Genomic DNA, 15,131 nt, shown 5'->3' on the forward strand with positions numbered 1-15,131 from the left:
CCTCATCCGTTCACTGTTGCTAAGGACGTCGATGGACAAGCGTTCCCGCTTCGGCACCAGCCTCCTGCCGTATTTGCTCGTCGCGCCGCAACTCGCGATCACGCTGCTGTTCTTTCTGCTGCCCGCGGGCGAAGCCCTCTGGCAATCGACGCAGACACAGGACGCGTTCGGCACCTCGAGCGAATTTGTCGGCTTGAGCAACTTCAAGCAGCTATTTGGCGATCCGCTGTATCTCGCATCGTTCGAAACGACGTTGATTTTTTGCGCGCTCGTCACCGTGTCGGGTCTCATAATCTCGCTGCTGTTCGCCGCCTGCGCCGACCGCGTGACACGCGGCGCGAGGGCCTATCAGACGTTGTTGATCTGGCCGTACGCGGTCGCGCCCGCGATTGCCGCCGTGCTGTGGTCGTTCCTGTTCAACCCGAGCATCGGCCTCGTGACCTTCGCACTCGGCAAGGTGGGCATCGTCTGGAATCACGCGCTCAACCCGGGGCAGGCGATGTTTCTCGTCGTGCTCGCCTCCGTGTGGAAGCAGGTCAGCTACAACTTCCTGTTCTTCTACGCGGGACTGCAGGCCATTCCGCGCTCGCTGATCGAAGCGGCCGCGATCGACGGCGCGGGGCCTGTGCGTCGCTTCTTCGGCGTCGCGCTGCCGCTGCTGTCGCCGACGACGTTCTTTCTGCTCGTCGTCAATCTCGTCTACGCGTTCTTCGACACCTTCCCGATCATCGATGCCGCGACGGGCGGCGGTCCCGCGCAATCGACGCGCACGCTGATCTACAAGATCTTCGCCGAAGGCTTCCAGGGTCTCGACATAGGCAGTTCGGGCGCGCAGTCGGTGGTGCTGATGCTGATCGTGGTCGGGCTGACCGTCGTGCAGTTCCGTTTCATCGAGCGGAGGGTTCAATACTCATGATCGAGAATCGCCGCGGCTTCGATATCTTTTGCCACGTCGTGTTGCTGATCGGCGTGGTGCTGGTCGTGTTCCCCGTCTACGTCGCGTTCTGCGCGGCGACGATGAGCGAGCATGAAGTGTTCAACGTGCCGCTGTCGCTCGTGCCGAGCACGCATCTGTTCGAGAACATCGCGAATATCTGGACGCACGGCACGGGCAACGCGGCCAGCCCGTTCGGCACGATGCTCGTCAACAGCCTCGTGATGGCGCTCGTGATCGCGATCGGCAAGATCGCCGTGTCGATCATCTCGGCGTTCGCGATTGTGTTCTTCCGCTTTCCGGGCCGCAACGTCGCGTTCTGGCTGATCTTCATCACGCTGATGCTGCCCGTCGAAGTGCGGATCTTTCCGACTGTGCAGGTCGTGTCGTCGATGCATCTGAGCAACACGTATGCTGGCCTGACGCTGCCGCTGATCGCGTCCGCGACCGCAACGTTCCTGTTCCGCCAGTTCTTCCTCACGCTGCCCGACGAGCTGATGGAAGCGGCGCGCATCGACGGCGCGGGGCCGTTGCGCTTCTTCTGGGACGTGGTGCTGCCGCTGTCGAAGACGAACCTCGCGGCGCTCTTCGTGATCACGTTCATTTACGGCTGGAATCAATACTTGTGGCCGATCCTGATCACCAGTCAGCAATCGCTGACGACGGCCGTGGTCGGCATCAAGAGCATGATCGCTTCCGGCGACACCGCGACCGAATGGCATCTCGTGATGGCCGCGACGCTGCTCGCGATGCTGCCGCCGCTTGTCGTCGTGCTGGCGATGCAGCGCTGGTTCGTGCGCGGTCTCGTGGATGCGGAAAAATAAGGATAAAGAGTCATGTCTGCACTGGCGCTCAAAGGCGTAAAGAAATCGTACGACGGCAAGCAGAACGTTCTGCACGGCATCAACGCGGACGTCGAGGACGGCGAGTTCGTCGTGATGGTTGGGCCGTCGGGTTGCGGCAAGTCGACCTTGCTGCGAATGGTCGCGGGGCTGGAGGCCATCACCGAGGGTGAGATTGCGATCGACGGCAAGGTCGTCAACAACCTGGAGCCGAAGGATCGGAACATCGCGATGGTGTTCCAGAACTACGCGCTTTATCCGCATATGACGGTTGCGGAGAACATGGGTTACGCGCTGAAGATCGCTGGGCTAACGAAATCGAAGATCGAGTCGCGGGTGCTGACGGCCGCGAAGATTCTCGAACTCGAACCGCTGCTGTCGAGAAAGCCGCGCGAGCTGTCGGGCGGCCAGCGACAGCGCGTCGCGATGGGCCGCGCGATCGTGCGCGAGCCGGCTGTGTTTCTGTTCGACGAGCCGCTGTCGAATCTGGATGCCCGTTTGCGCGTACAGATGCGGCTCGAAATCCAGCGTCTGCATGGGCGGCTCAAGACGACGAGCCTTTACGTGACGCACGACCAGATCGAAGCGATGACGCTCGCGCAGCGTGTAATCGTGATGAACCGTGGGCATGCGGAGCAGATCGGCGCTCCCACCGAGGTCTACGAGCGGCCTGCGACGACGTTTGTTGCTGGGTTTATCGGCTCGCCGGGGATGAATTTGCTGAACGGCTGGATCACGGAGGATGGCGCTTTTTTTGAAGTTGCGGGAGAGGGGCCGAAGTTGCCTTTGGCGGGTGTGCCGTGCGTTGGCCGCGAAGTCGCGGCGGGTCGGGCGTGTGTGCTTGGAATTCGGCCGGAGCATATGACGCCATCGGACGCCGTTGTGCCTTCGGCCACGCTTGCCGTTGATTCTTGCGAGTTGCTTGGCGCGGATAATCTCGCGCATGGGCGCTGGGGCAAGCACGATGTGACTGTGCGTTTGCCGCATGGGCATCGGCCGCTAGCCGGCGAACGGCTTCAGGTCGCGTTGCCCGCGCAGCATGTTCATTTCTTCGATGAGGAAAGCGGGCGCCGCCTCAATTGAGCTGTGCGGTTTTGCTTTCGGTTTTGCTTTTGCTTTCGCCTTTGTTTTTGCTTTCGTTTTTGCTGGCATCCGCGATGCGTTAGCTCGCTTCACGCGTCGCCCCTGTGCGGGGCGGCACCTACTTTTCTTTGCCGCCGCAAAGAAAAGTAGGCAAAAGAAAGCGGCTCACACCGCCAGTGCTAGTTATTGCCTGAGGGCCCCCAAAGGGTCTTACGCTTCACACGGCAATCACGTGACCCACGTTCGTTGCCAACGCTTTGAATGAGCGCCCCACCCGCTTCGAATGCTTTTGCACGGGCCAGCAGCAGCGAACGGTCTGTGCCGCCCAGGTGGCAAACTGTGTGTAGGTTGTCGCGGCGTAGAGCTCGGCGCTCTTACAGGGTGGGACGTGTGCGCTATCGGTCCGAAGTGAGGCGCGTGCAGCACTACGGCCTACACACAGTTTGCCACCTGGGCGGCCGTGGAATATCTAGCACGGCGTACTCCGACGCGGGTGCGTGAAGCGGGTGAGGCGCTCATTCAAAGCGTTGGCAACGAACGTGGGTCACGTGATTGCCGTGTGAAGCGTAAGACCCTTTGGGGGGCCCTCAGGCAATAACTAGCACTGGCGGTGTGAGCCGCTTTCTTTTGCCTACTTTTCTTTGCGGCGGCAAAGAAAAGTAGGTGCCGCCCCGCACAGGGGAGACGCGTGAAGCGAGCTAACGCATCGGGGATGCCAGCGAAACCAAGTGCGAACCGCAACCACCCCAACGCTCAGCAGAGAAAAAACCCACACAACAGCGCCCCACGCAGTGCCAAACCCCAAACAAAAAGCGTCGCAGACACACGAAGTACAATACTGTTTCCGCCCGCGGCGCGCGCCAACCAAGATCCGCTGCGCCCGGCAAATACCAGCAACACCAAAACCCAAACCCATTCACCCAACGCCGTTCGCCGTCGCGCGGACCGCGAACCCAACTCAAGCGTAAGCAAATGGCCCAATACGTCTTCACCATGAACCGGGTCGGCAAGATCGTGCCGCCCAAGCGTCAAATCCTGAAAGACATCTCGCTGTCATTCTTCCCCGGCGCCAAGATCGGCCTGCTCGGCCTGAACGGCTCGGGCAAGTCCACGCTGATCAGGATCATGGCCGGCGTCGACAAGGACATCGAAGGCGAAGCCACGCCGATGCCGAACCTGAATATCGGCTATCTGCCGCAGGAGCCGCAGCTCGATCCGCAACAGACGGTGCGCGAAGCCGTCGAAGACGGTCTCGGCGACGTGTTCCAGGCGCAAAAGAAGCTCGATGAAATCTACGCCGCCTACGCCGAACCGGACGCCGACTTCGACGCGCTCGCCGCCGAGCAGGCGAAGTACGAAGCGATCCTCGCGACATCGGACGGCGGGAGCCCCGAGCAACAGCTCGAAGTCGCCGCCGACGCGCTGCGCCTGCCGCCGTGGGACGCGAAGATCGAGAACCTGTCGGGCGGTGAAAAGCGCCGCGTCGCGCTGTGCAAGCTGCTGCTCCAAAAGCCCGACATGCTGCTGCTCGACGAACCGACCAACCACCTCGACGCTGAATCCGTCGAATGGCTCGAACAGTTCCTCACGCGCTTCCCCGGCACCGTGGTCGCCGTCACCCACGATCGCTACTTCCTCGACAACGCCGCCGAGTGGATTCTCGAACTCGACCGTGGCCACGGCATTCCGTGGAAAGGCAACTACAGCAGCTGGCTCGACCAGAAGGAAGACCGCCTGAAGCAGGAAGAAGCGTCCGAATCGGCGCGTCAAAAGGCGATCAAGAAAGAACTGGAATGGGTGCGCCAGAACCCGAAGGGCCGTCAGGCAAAGTCGAAGGCGCGTATTGCCCGCTTCGAGGAACTGAACAGCCAGGAATACCAGAAGCGCAATGAAACGCAGGAAATCTTCATCCCCGTCGGCGACCGCCTCGGCAATGAAGTGATCGAGTTCAAGAACGTCAGCAAGTCGTATGGCGACCGCCTGCTCATCGACGATCTGAGCCTGAAGATTCCGGCGGGCGCGATCGTCGGCATCATCGGCCCGAACGGCGCCGGCAAGTCGACCCTCTTCCGCATGCTGACGGGCAAAGAGCAGCCGGATTCGGGCGAAATCGTGCAAGGCCCGACCGTCAAGCTCGCCTACGTCGATCAGAGCCGCGACGCGCTCGACGGCTCGAAGACGGTGTTCGAAGCGATCTCCGGCGGCGCGGACGTGCTGACGGTCGGCAAGTATGAAACGCCGTCGCGCGCGTATATCGGCCGCTTCAACTTCAAGGGCGGCGACCAGCAGAAGATCGTCGGCAATCTGTCGGGCGGCGAGCGCGGCCGGCTGCATCTGGCCAAGACGCTGATCGCGGGCGGCAACGTGCTGCTGCTGGACGAACCGTCGAACGACCTCGACGTCGAAACGCTGCGCGCGCTCGAAGACGCACTGCTCGAATTCGCCGGCTCGGTCATGGTGATCTCGCACGATCGCTGGTTCCTCGACCGCATCGCGACGCACATCCTCGCGTTCGAAGGCGATTCGCAAGTCACGTTCTTCAACGGTAACTACCAGGAGTACGAAGCGGACAAGCGCGCGCGTCTCGGCGAAGAAGCGGCGCGTCCGAAGCGTCTGCGCTACAAGCCGATCACCCGTTAAGCCTCCGCTATTGCGCTGTATCGCCGTCCGCAGCCGGGCCGTTTTGTACGGTTCGATGCGGACGGCATAAGAGTTGCTCCCGTCACTCGCAAGTCGCATTCGATCCAGGCAGTTTCAGACGCGGGCACCCGCTGCCTGCGCCGCTCGCCGAAGCGCGGCAAGATCCACCCTTATTTAACCCGAACCACGGCCAGCGCACGGACGAGGAGGTGGCATGGCGATGTCGATGGGCAAGCGCGTGACGTTGGCTGTCGCAGGCGCGATCGTACTGCTCGTCGTGATTGCGCTCGGCGGGTTGTATTTCGTGCAACACGAAGTGAAAGAGCGCGTCGCCGAGGCGCTAGCGCCGCTCGGCACGGCTGAAAGTATTGACGTGGGGTTTTCGGCGATTACGCTGCGCCACGTCCGGCTGACGGCACCCAGCGACTGGCCGACACCCGACGCCTTCACCGCCGACGAAATCACGATGACACCCGACATCCGCGATCTGCTCGCGCATCGCGTGCATCTGCAAAGCGTCGTGGTACGCGGCTTCAGTCTCGTGGTCGTGCGCACCGCGAGCGGCAGGCTGGAAATCTTGCCGAAGCTGCGTCAAACGGTGAGCCGTCCCGGCAAGCCGGCAAGCGAAGCGAGCGGCGCGGCGCCGAACCGGCCGCCGCTACCCGCCGAGAAACTCATCGACCACATCGCATTCGCGGACGGCCAGTTCGTCTTCTATGACGAGATGATCCGCAAACCGCCTTACAAGGTGACAGTCAGTGACGCGAGCGCGAGCGTCGACCACATCCATCTGCCCGATCTCACCGAACCGACCAGTCTGTCCGTCAAAGGCTCGATCAAAGGGCCGGCGCACACGGGCACGGTGACGTTCGACGGCTGGATGAAGATCGCCAGCAAGGACTCTCAGACGACCACGACGCTGCGCGGCGTCGATGTCGTGACACTCGATCCCTATCTGTTGAAAAAGGCCGGCGCGAAAACGCAGGTGACGGGCGGCACGCTCGACCTCAACCTGCAGGCGACGGTGACGAGCTATCACATTCACGCGCCGGGCACGGTGACGCTGCATCATCTGCAACTGGCCGCGACGGACGACCCGCTCGACACGTTCATGCAGATCCCGGCGCGCGCCGCCGTCGCCGCGCTCAAACAACACGGCGACGACATCACGCTGCACTTCGTGATCGACGGTAATCTGCGCGACCCGAAGTTCAAGCTCAATGAAAGCGTGATGACGGAACTGCGCGCGAACTTCGCGAAGGCGCTCGGCGTCAGCGCCGAGGGCGTCGCGAAGGGCGCGGGTGAAACGGTAAAAGGGCTTGGGAACGCGCTGAAGAATTTGCTGGGGCAGTGAGGCCGCGCTTCAGCGCGGTCTTACACGGGAAGACCCAGTTCCCTGAGTTTCGCTTCCGTTTGCGCGGCGTTCGTGTGATGCACGCCGTGCCAGCCCAGTTCCGTCGCGGCGGCTGCGTTCTTCAGGTTGTCGTCGATGAAAACCAGTTCGTGCGCCTCGATGTCCGGCAGATGCGCGCGGATACGGCTTAGCATCTCCGCGAAAATCGCCGGGTCGGGCTTGACCATCTTCACGCGCCCCGACACGACGATATCCTTGAACCTCCGCAGCACGGGGTAGTGCTCCCACGCATAAGGGAACGTCTCGTCCGACCAGTTCGTCAGGCCGAAGAGCGGCACATTCGCGGCTTCGAGCTTCTCCACAGTCGCGACGCCGTCGTCGAGTTGGCCCGCCACCATTTGATGCCAGCGCTCGTAAAACGCGCGAATCAGCGCTTCGTGCTCGGGAAACTTCGCGACCAGTTCGGCCGTGCCTTCCGCGATCGGCTGGCCGCCGTCCTGTCGGATTACCCAGTCCATCGTACAGACGTTCGACAGGAACCATGCGCGCTCGGCTTCATCGGGAATCAGCTCGCGATACAGATACTGCGGGCTCCAGTCGATCAGCACGCCACCGAAATCGAATACGACTGCCTTGATGGTCATGCGAACTCCGTTTGCAGAATGTCAGCGAGCGGACGCACCTTGACGCGCTTGCCTGTCATCGACGAGTTCGTCCAGACGAAGTTCTGGTGCTCGACGATCTTGTCCGCGGCGAGGTGCGGCTTGTCTTGCGTGGTGTGCAGATCGGCGACGATTGTCGTGCGCAGGCCGAGCAGTTCGGCACGGCGCGCCGTTGCGTTGACGCAGAACTCGGACGCGTAACCGCAGATCACCACGCTATCGATGTCCTGTTGACGGAGCTTGTCCGCAAGCTCCGTCTCTTGGAACGAATCGCCGACTGTCTTGTAGATCGACGCGTCCGCTTGCTCGCGCACGAGCGCTGCGGGCAATTGCCACGCGTCGCTGCCGCGCGCAAGCGGCCCGTGCGCGTCGCTCTCGTGCTGCACGAAGAAGACGGGCGCTTTCGCCTTGCGCGCCGCAGCCGTGAGCCGGTTAATGCCGTCGATTACTGCTTCGCCGCGATACGCGGGCGAAGGCCCGCTGAAGAACATCTGCTGTACGTCGATGACGATGACGGCAACACCGGACATGCGAGCCTCGCTATTCGTTGGTGATGGATTGAGCGAAACGGCGACGTTAAAAGGCCGAGTCACCGTTTAGAAGCGACTCGTCAGCATAGCTGCGAATGGGATCCTGTGTGAAAACCCGCTGCACGATCGACTCGAATTGCTTTCGATCGATCGCGCAGCGGAACGCGGCGCAGCGCGTCAGACCGGCTGCGTGCGCGTCTCGAGCCACGCCCTCGCGTCGCCCGACACGTGCGGCGACACGCGGGTGCGCACCATCTCGTGATACGCGTTGAGCCACGCGCGCTCGTCGTCGTTCAACAGGTTCAACGCGACGCAACGCGTGTCGATCGGACACAGCGTCAATGTTTCGAATTCGAGGAAATCGCCGAACTCGGTCTTCCCTGCCGCGCGGTTCAACACCAGATTCTCGATGCGGATGCCCCATTTGCCCGGACGGTAAATACCCGGCTCGATCGACGTGATCATCCCCTCTTCCATCGCCGTCCACGCCTCGGCGGGCGCGTAGTGCGAAATCACCTGCGGGCCTTCGTGGACGTTCAGGAAGTAGCCGACGCCGTGGCCCGTGCCGTGTCCGTAGTCCGCGCCCGCTTCCCAGATCGGCGCGCGCGCGATCGAATCGAGCATCGGCGAACGGATGCCGCGCGGAAACTTTGCGCGCGACAGCGCCATCATGCCCTTCAGCACGGTCGTGAAGTCGCGGCGATGTTCGTCGTTGATCGTACCGATGGGCACGACGCGCGTGATGTCAGTCGTGCCGCTCAGATACTGGCCGCCCGAATCGATCAGCAGCAGGCCGTTGCCTTCGATCGTCGAATGCGACGCGGGCGTCGCGCGATAGTGCGGCATCGCGCCGTTCGCGTTGAAGCCGGCGATCGTCGCGAAGCTCAGCGTGACGAAGCCCGGCCGGCGCGCGCGCGCTGCCGTGAGCTTTTCGTCGATGGTCAGCTCGGTGATCTTTTCGCGGCCCAACGCGCCTTCGAACCACGCGAAAAATTCGGCGAGCGCCGCGCCGTCCTGCTCCATCGTCGCGCGCACGTGCTCGGCTTCGGCTTCCGTCTTGCGCGACTTGAAGAAAGTGGACGGATTCACAGCCTCGACGATCGCCACCGAAGCAGGCACCGATTGCAACAGGCCATACGTAATGCGGCGCGGATCGATCAGCAGCGTCTGGCCGTTCGGCAGCGCGGCGAGCGCGTCGGCCGCTTTCGCGTACGCCTCGACGCGAATGCCGTCGCGCGCGAGCGACTCGGCCAGTTCTGCCGGCACCTTGCCGTCGACCACGAACAGCGACGCACGCTCCAGCCCGATCAGCGCGTGCGCGACGAACACCGGGTTGTAGTTCACGTCCGCGCCGCGCAGGTTCAGCAGCCAGGCGAGATCGTCGAGCGTGGAGATGAAGTGCCACTGCGCGCCCTTCTCCTGCATTGCGCGGCGAATCTGGTCCAGCTTTTGCGCGCGCGAGACGCTCGCGTGCGGCGCGACGTGTTCGTAGACGGCGCCCGTCGGCAGCGACGGACGCTGCGGCCAGACGGTATCGAGCAGATCGAGGTCGGTGCGCAGCTCGACGCCGCGAGCCTTCAGCGCGTCGGTCAGCGCGCGCGCCGCCGCCACGCCGAGCACCGCGCCGTCGACGCCAACCGTCGCGCCCGTCGGCACGTTCTGCGCGAGCCAGTCGATGTGCGGCGCGCTTTGCTGGCCGCCGAACATCTTCATCAGCTGGATTCCCGTGCCCGCCAGTTGCGCCTCGGCCTGCACCCAATAGCGGCTGTCCACCCACAGCCCGGCGAAATCCGCCGTCACGACCAGCGTGCCGACCGAGCCGGTGAAGCCCGACAGCCATTCACGGCCTTGCCAGCGGCCAGGCAGATACTCGGAAAGATGCGGGTCCGCCGATGGCACGAGGCAGGCGGCGAGGCCAGCCTGCTTCATGGCGCTGCGCAGTTGCGCAATGCGCTCGGGGATCGAGGCGGTTTCGGGGAGTCGTACGTTCATCGGTTTCACCTGCAAGAATTCATCGACGGGAGAACAAGCCGACCGTCACGGCAACGGCAACAAGCGCGATAGCGGTGCAGACGGGCCACTCGAGCGTGTCGCCGTCGTGGAAGAGCTGAGTGACGTTGCCGGCCATATGCGCAATGACAGCACCCGCCACGCCGATCAGCATCGCCATCCATAGCGCGACATGGCTCGCGCGCCGCAGCGGATGGAGCCACCAGCTGGCCGCGCCAACGACGGCGCCAAGAATGATCAGTCCGGGCCAGCCCATTAGCGTCCACCGCCCATCAAATTAAGACTGTTCTGATAGGCGGCTGTTTTATCGATGGCTAGCATTTTTTCTCTTTCACTAGAAGGTCCACGCGGCTTTCTGCGTAGCGGTTGAGTTTAGGGGCCGGGGTTAGGTTAAGCAAGCTGAAAGCCTCCCGTGCCAGATCGCTGCGCCCATCCCATTGTCCATGCGAATTGCCCTTATTGAGCCTGACCTCCGGCATGCGGAAATCGTCGGCCGGCTACTGCTTGCCGGGGGCCATGCCTGTCATCACTTCCCCTCCAGCGCGCCTTTTTTGACAGGCGCCGCAAGCGAGTTTTTCGATCTCCTCGTCACCGACGCCTATTGCGGCGACGCCGCCGCGGAAGACGTGATCATGCGGGTACGCCAGGTTCTGCCGGGCCTGCCCGTCATCGCCATGATGACGACGCCGCGCGAAAGCGAACTGGTCGCAATGCTGCAATCGGGCGCCGACGACTGTCTGTCGAAGCCCGTGCGCGGCCCCGAAATGCTGGCCCGCATCGAGGCGCTGATGCGCCGCGCCGGCATTCGCCGACCGCGCAACCGCGTGCGCGAAATGTTCGGCGAATATGCGTTCGACGCCGGCCGTTCCATCGTCGGTTTTCGGGGACGGATCGTTACGCTGACGCCGAAAGAACTCCAGTTCGCGCTGCTGCTGTTTACCAATATGTCGCGGCCGGTGTCTCGCGCGCACATCCTGGAAACCGTCTGGTCGCGCCGCCGCGACGTAAAGTCGCGCACGCTCGACACGCACGCGTCGCGCATCCGCACCAAGCTGGAACTGCGGCCGGAATTCGGCTACACCCTTACGCCGCTGTACGGTTACGGCTACCGTCTGGACCAGATTCCCGTCGAAAACACGGATAGCGCGGATAAACCCGCGCCGACTGAAAGAATCGCGGAAACGCTATAATATTGGGCCTAACCATAGCCCCAATACCGTGCCCAAAAAGCCGTAGCGTCCCCGTGCAACTGCTAACGATCGGAATCAACCATCACACCGCGCCCGTCGCCTTGCGCGAACGCGTGGCGTTTCCGGTCGAACAGATCAAGCCTGCGCTCTCGACATTCAAGGACATCTTTCTCGGCCGCACGGCCCGCACGGCGCCGGAAGCGGCCATTCTGTCCACCTGCAACCGCACCGAGCTCTACTGCGCCACCGACGACCAGGCCGCCCGCGAGGCCGCCATCCACTGGCTGTCGAAGTACCACAACATCACCATCGACGAACTCGCGCCGCACGTGTACGCGCTGCCGCAGTCGGAAGCCGTGCGCCACGCGTTTCGCGTCGCGTCGGGGCTGGATTCGATGGTGCTGGGCGAGACGCAGATCGTCGGCCAGATGAAGGATGCGGTGCGCACGGCGTCGGAAGCCGGCGCGCTCGGCACGTATCTGAACCAGTTGTTCCAGCGCACCTTCGCCGTTGCGAAAGAGGTGCGCACCACGACTGAAATCGGGGCGCAATCGGTTTCGATGGCCGCCGCCGCGGTGCGCCTCGCACAGCGCATTTTCGACAAGGTGTCGAATCAGCGCGTGCTGTTCATCGGCGCGGGCGAGATGATCGAACTGTGCGCGACTCACTTTGCCGCGCAACAGCCGCGCGAGCTGGTCGTCGCGAACCGCACGGCCGAGCGCGGCCAGCGTCTCGCCGGCCGCTTCAATGGCCGCGCGATCCCGCTGTCGGAATTGCCCACGCGCATGCACGAGTTCGACATCATCGTGTCGTGTACGGCCTCGACGCTGCCCATCATTGGTCTTGGCGCCGTTGAGCGCGCGGTGAAGGCTCGCCGTCACCGCCCCATTTTCATGGTCGACCTCGCGGTGCCACGCGACATCGAACCGGAAGTCGGCAAGCTCGAAGACGTATTCCTGTACACCGTCGATGACCTCGGCGCGATCGTCCGCGAAGGCAATGCGTCGCGCCAGGCCGCCGTCGCACAGGCTGAAACGATCATCGAAACGCGGGTGCAGAATTTCATGCAGTGGCTCGACGCGCGCAGCATCGTGCCCGTCATCCGTCACATGCATACGCAGGCCGACGCGCTGCGCCGCGCCGAAGTCGAAAAAGCGCAAAAGTTGCTCGCGCGCGGCGACGATCCCGCTGCCGTGCTCGAAGCGCTGTCGCAGGCGCTCACCAACAAGCTGATCCACGGTCCGACGCACGCGCTAAACCGCGCCAGCAGCGAGGAACGCGATTCGCTCATCGAACTGATGAGCGGCTTCTACAAGCACGCTCACTCTTCTTCCGAGCGTTAGCGGCGCTACACGCCGCGGCATCGCGCGGGTTGCCGACCAGGCCCGCGTGGTGCTTCATCCCATTGTCCGGGGCTTTCGTCCCGGGTTATCGTCCCGATTTCCCGAATCAGCCGTTCTTTCCGGAGCCCGCTCCGACCGCCCCAATGAAAACGAGCATGCAAGCCAAGCTCGACCAGCTCACCACCCGGCTGGCCGAACTGAACGACCTGTTGAGCCGCGCAGACATCACGTCGAACATCGACCAGTACCGTAAGCTGACACGCGAACACGCGGAATTGCAGCCTGTCGTCGAGCATTATGCTCTCTGGCGCCAGTCGATGAACGACGCCGCCACCGCGCAGGAACTGCTGTCGGATGCATCGATGAAGGACTTTGCGGAAGAGGAAATCCGCTCGGCGCGCGATCAGATGGAAAAGCTCGAAGGCGAGTTGCAGACAATGCTGCTGCCGAAAGACCCGAACGACGAGCGCAACATCTTCCTCGAAATCCGCGCGGGCACGGGCGGCGACGAATCGGCGCTGTTCGCGGGCGACCTGCTGCGCATGTATCTGCGCTACGCGGAACGCAACCGCTGGCAGGTCGAGATGATGTCGGCGAGCGAATCGGATCTGGGCGGCTACAAGGAAGTGATCGTGCGGATTGCGGGCGACGCCGCGTATTCGAAGCTCAAGTTCGAGTCGGGCGGGCATCGCGTGCAGCGCGTGCCGGCGACGGAAACGCAGGGCCGCATCCATACGTCGGCCTGCACGGTCGCGGTGATGCCGGAAGCGGATGAAATCGGCGAAGTCGAGATCAATCCCGCCGATCTGCGCATCGATACGTTCCGCGCGTCCGGCGCGGGCGGCCAGCACATCAACAAGACCGACTCCGCGGTACGCGTGACGCACTTGCCGACGGGCATCGTGGTCGAGTGTCAGGACGACCGTTCGCAGCACAAGAACAAGGATCGTGCGCTGAAAGTGCTCGCCGCGCGTATCAAGGACAAGCAGTACCACGAGCAGCACGCGAAAGAAGCCGCGACGCGCAAGAGCCTGATCGGCTCGGGCGACCGCTCGGAGCGCATTCGCACGTACAACTTCCCGCAAGGCCGTCTCACCGATCACCGGATCAACCTGACGCTGTATCGCCTCGAAGCGCTGATGGAAGGCGATCTCGACGAGCTGATTGCGGCGCTCGTGTCCGAGCATCAGGCGGAACTGCTCGCGTCGCTTGGCGACGCGGACTGAGCGGCGCGCATGAATACCGTCGATACCGTCGCCACGTTGCTGCGCGCGTCGCCGCTGCCCGCGCTCGAAGCGCGCATTCTGCTCGGGCACGCGCTGGAGTGGCGCCGCACGGAGCTGATCACGCGCGCCGACGAAGCGCTCGATGCCGCCAAGGTGGCGGCGTTCCGCGATCTGGAAGCACGGCGCGTGGCGGGCGAGCCGATCGCGCAACTGATCGGATCGCGTGAATTCTTCGGGCTCGACTTCCACGTCACGCGTGACGTGCTGATTCCACGGCCCGAAACCGAATTGCTCGTCGAAACGGCCGTACAGGCACTCGAAGGCCGTGCCGCGCGCTCGCGCGTGCTCGATCTCGGTACGGGCACGGGGGCGATTGCTGTTTCGATCGCGTGGTCCCGGCCGGACGCGCGAGTTTGGGCCGTCGACCGCTCGGCCGACGCGCTGGAGGTTGCCCGTCACAACGCCATCAAGCTCCTCGAACCGAAGCGTCCCGGCGGCGACCTGCAATTCGTGCAAAGCGACTGGTACGCCGCGCTCGACGCCTCGCTCACGTTCGACGTGATCGTCAGCAACCCGCCGTATATCGCGAGTGGCGACCCGCATCTGTCGCAAGGTGATTTGCGTTTCGAGCCGCGCGGCGCACTCACCGACGAAGCCGACGGCCTATCGGCGATCCGCGCGATCGTCGCCGGCGCGCCGGCGCGGCTCGTGCCGAACGGCGTGCTGTGGATGGAACACGGCTACGATCAGGCCGAAGCCGTTCGCGCGATCCTTACGGCGCAAGGTTTTGCCGACGTGCGTTCGGAATGCGATCTGGCGGATATCGAACGCATCAGCGGCGGTCGCTGGCCGGGCTGATACGCGGCGGCGCGGCTCGCTGCCACGGCGCTTAGTCGCGCAGATCCAGCCGCCGGTCGCTATCAGAGAAATCCGCTATCATTTCACTCTATCTCTTATACACACCGGAACCGCAAGGTCAGTCATGGACACGCAACAACGCATCAAGCAAATCGTCGACGAAAACCCCGTCGTGCTCTTCATGAAAGGCAACGCGCAATTCCCGATGTGCGGCTTCTCGGGTCGCGCGGTGCAGATTCTGAAGGCGTGCGGCGTCGATCAGTTCAAGACGGTCAACGTCCTCGAAGACGACGAAGTGCGCCAGGGCATCAAGGAATTCTCGAACTGGCCGACCATCCCGCAGCTGTACGTCAACGGTGAATTCGTCGGCGGCTCGGACATCATGATGGAGATGTATCAGTCGGGCGAACTGCAGCAACTCTTCGCTGCCGCCTAAGCCACGAGAGACGGCGCCGCACG

At 63.2% G+C, this 15,131-nt stretch carries 14 protein-coding genes; 10 read left to right on the plus strand and 4 right to left on the minus strand.

Features of this window, described 5'->3' with window-relative positions; all coding sequences use genetic code 11:
- The first annotated feature begins 31 nt into the window (after positions 1–31).
- From ugpA to BLT65_RS34515, 5 genes are all read left to right on the plus strand, one after another.
- Entirely contained in the window at positions 32–916 is an 885-nt protein-coding gene (ugpA, locus tag BLT65_RS34495) for a sn-glycerol-3-phosphate ABC transporter permease UgpA (protein ID WP_091786754.1), read from the plus strand.
- Positions 913–1,758 carry a sn-glycerol-3-phosphate ABC transporter permease UgpE gene (gene ugpE, locus BLT65_RS34500; protein WP_042315876.1) on the plus strand — a complete coding sequence of 282 codons (846 nt, stop codon included), beginning with the start codon at positions 913–915 and terminating at the stop codon, positions 1,756–1,758. The genes ugpA and ugpE overlap by 4 nt, the downstream gene beginning before the upstream one ends.
- A 12-nt stretch (positions 1,759–1,770) precedes the next feature.
- Positions 1,771–2,859: a sn-glycerol-3-phosphate import ATP-binding protein UgpC gene (locus BLT65_RS34505; protein ID WP_091786757.1), complete on the plus strand. Its 1,089-nt coding sequence runs from the start codon at positions 1,771–1,773 to the stop codon at positions 2,857–2,859.
- A 972-nt stretch (positions 2,860–3,831) separates the two neighbouring features.
- A complete protein-coding gene (ettA, locus tag BLT65_RS34510; protein ID WP_042313766.1) occupies positions 3,832–5,499 on the plus strand; it encodes an energy-dependent translational throttle protein EttA in 1,668 nt (555 codons plus the stop codon).
- Between the two features lie 214 nt (positions 5,500–5,713).
- Positions 5,714–6,853 (plus strand): DUF748 domain-containing protein, encoded by a 1,140-nt coding sequence (locus tag BLT65_RS34515; RefSeq protein ID WP_091786760.1) that lies wholly within the window; start codon positions 5,714–5,716, stop codon positions 6,851–6,853.
- A gap of 20 nt (positions 6,854–6,873) precedes the next feature.
- Here BLT65_RS34515 and BLT65_RS34520 read toward each other — a convergent pair whose 3' ends face one another.
- The 4 genes from BLT65_RS34520 to BLT65_RS34535 all read right to left on the minus strand — a co-directional run bounded on the left by BLT65_RS34520 (position 6,874) and on the right by BLT65_RS34535 (position 10,311).
- Entirely contained in the window at positions 6,874–7,497 is a 624-nt protein-coding gene (locus BLT65_RS34520; protein WP_091786762.1) for an HAD family hydrolase, read from the minus strand.
- Positions 7,494–8,045 (minus strand): cysteine hydrolase family protein, encoded by a 552-nt coding sequence (locus BLT65_RS34525; RefSeq protein ID WP_091786765.1) that lies wholly within the window; start codon positions 8,043–8,045, stop codon positions 7,494–7,496. The genes BLT65_RS34520 and BLT65_RS34525 overlap by 4 nt, the downstream gene beginning before the upstream one ends.
- A 177-nt stretch (positions 8,046–8,222) precedes the next feature.
- Positions 8,223–10,037: an aminopeptidase P family protein gene (locus tag BLT65_RS34530; RefSeq protein WP_091786768.1), complete on the minus strand. Its 1,815-nt coding sequence runs from the start codon at positions 10,035–10,037 to the stop codon at positions 8,223–8,225.
- A 19-nt stretch (positions 10,038–10,056) separates the two neighbouring features.
- Entirely contained in the window at positions 10,057–10,311 is a 255-nt protein-coding gene (locus BLT65_RS34535) for a hypothetical protein (protein ID WP_035989060.1), read from the minus strand.
- 187 nt (positions 10,312–10,498) lie between these two features.
- Here BLT65_RS34535 and BLT65_RS34540 point away from each other — a divergent pair, with 187 nt between their 5' ends.
- The 5 genes from BLT65_RS34540 to grxD all read left to right on the plus strand — a co-directional run bounded on the left by BLT65_RS34540 (position 10,499) and on the right by grxD (position 15,108).
- Positions 10,499–11,245: a response regulator transcription factor gene (locus BLT65_RS34540; protein WP_091786771.1), complete on the plus strand. Its 747-nt coding sequence runs from the start codon at positions 10,499–10,501 to the stop codon at positions 11,243–11,245.
- Positions 11,246–11,298: 53 nt separating this feature from the next.
- Positions 11,299–12,588, plus strand: coding sequence for a glutamyl-tRNA reductase (gene hemA / locus BLT65_RS34545; protein ID WP_091786774.1), 1,290 nt, complete (start codon positions 11,299–11,301; stop codon positions 12,586–12,588).
- Positions 12,589–12,731: 143 nt separating this feature from the next.
- The gene (gene prfA, locus BLT65_RS34550; RefSeq protein ID WP_091786777.1) at positions 12,732–13,814 is read left to right on the plus strand and encodes a peptide chain release factor 1; all 1,083 of its coding nucleotides are present in this window, start codon (positions 12,732–12,734) and stop codon (positions 13,812–13,814) included.
- Positions 13,815–13,823: 9 nt separating this feature from the next.
- Positions 13,824–14,672: a peptide chain release factor N(5)-glutamine methyltransferase gene (gene prmC / locus BLT65_RS34555; RefSeq protein WP_091786780.1), complete on the plus strand. Its 849-nt coding sequence runs from the start codon at positions 13,824–13,826 to the stop codon at positions 14,670–14,672.
- Positions 14,673–14,796: 124 nt separating this feature from the next.
- Positions 14,797–15,108 (plus strand): Grx4 family monothiol glutaredoxin, encoded by a 312-nt coding sequence (gene grxD, locus BLT65_RS34560; protein ID WP_035989050.1) that lies wholly within the window; start codon positions 14,797–14,799, stop codon positions 15,106–15,108.
- Positions 15,109–15,131: the final 23 nt, after the last annotated feature.

The organism is Paraburkholderia steynii (assembly GCF_900100565.1).
Lineage (GTDB): Bacteria > Pseudomonadota > Gammaproteobacteria > Burkholderiales > Burkholderiaceae > Paraburkholderia > Paraburkholderia terrae.

What these genes read in the sequence shown, in the direction of transcription:
- ugpA (WP_091786754.1), top strand. Translation starts at nt 32, where the DNA reads ATGGACAAGCGTTCCCGCTTCGGCACCAGCCTCCTGCCGTATTTGCTC.
- ugpE (WP_042315876.1), top strand. Translation starts at nt 913, where the DNA reads ATGATCGAGAATCGCCGCGGCTTCGATATCTTTTGCCACGTCGTGTTG.
- BLT65_RS34505 (WP_091786757.1), top strand. Translation starts at nt 1,771, where the DNA reads ATGTCTGCACTGGCGCTCAAAGGCGTAAAGAAATCGTACGACGGCAAG.
- ettA (WP_042313766.1), top strand. Translation starts at nt 3,832, where the DNA reads ATGGCCCAATACGTCTTCACCATGAACCGGGTCGGCAAGATCGTGCCG.
- BLT65_RS34515 (WP_091786760.1), top strand. Translation starts at nt 5,714, where the DNA reads ATGGCGATGTCGATGGGCAAGCGCGTGACGTTGGCTGTCGCAGGCGCG.
- BLT65_RS34520 (WP_091786762.1), bottom strand. Translation starts at nt 7,497, where the DNA reads ATGACCATCAAGGCAGTCGTATTCGATTTCGGTGGCGTGCTGATCGAC.
- BLT65_RS34525 (WP_091786765.1), bottom strand. Translation starts at nt 8,045, where the DNA reads ATGTCCGGTGTTGCCGTCATCGTCATCGACGTACAGCAGATGTTCTTC.
- BLT65_RS34530 (WP_091786768.1), bottom strand. Translation starts at nt 10,037, where the DNA reads ATGAACGTACGACTCCCCGAAACCGCCTCGATCCCCGAGCGCATTGCG.
- BLT65_RS34535 (WP_035989060.1), bottom strand. Translation starts at nt 10,311, where the DNA reads ATGGGCTGGCCCGGACTGATCATTCTTGGCGCCGTCGTTGGCGCGGCC.
- BLT65_RS34540 (WP_091786771.1), top strand. Translation starts at nt 10,499, where the DNA reads ATGCGAATTGCCCTTATTGAGCCTGACCTCCGGCATGCGGAAATCGTC.
- prfA (WP_091786777.1), top strand. Translation starts at nt 12,732, where the DNA reads ATGAAAACGAGCATGCAAGCCAAGCTCGACCAGCTCACCACCCGGCTG.
- prmC (WP_091786780.1), top strand. Translation starts at nt 13,824, where the DNA reads ATGAATACCGTCGATACCGTCGCCACGTTGCTGCGCGCGTCGCCGCTG.
- grxD (WP_035989050.1), top strand. Translation starts at nt 14,797, where the DNA reads ATGGACACGCAACAACGCATCAAGCAAATCGTCGACGAAAACCCCGTC.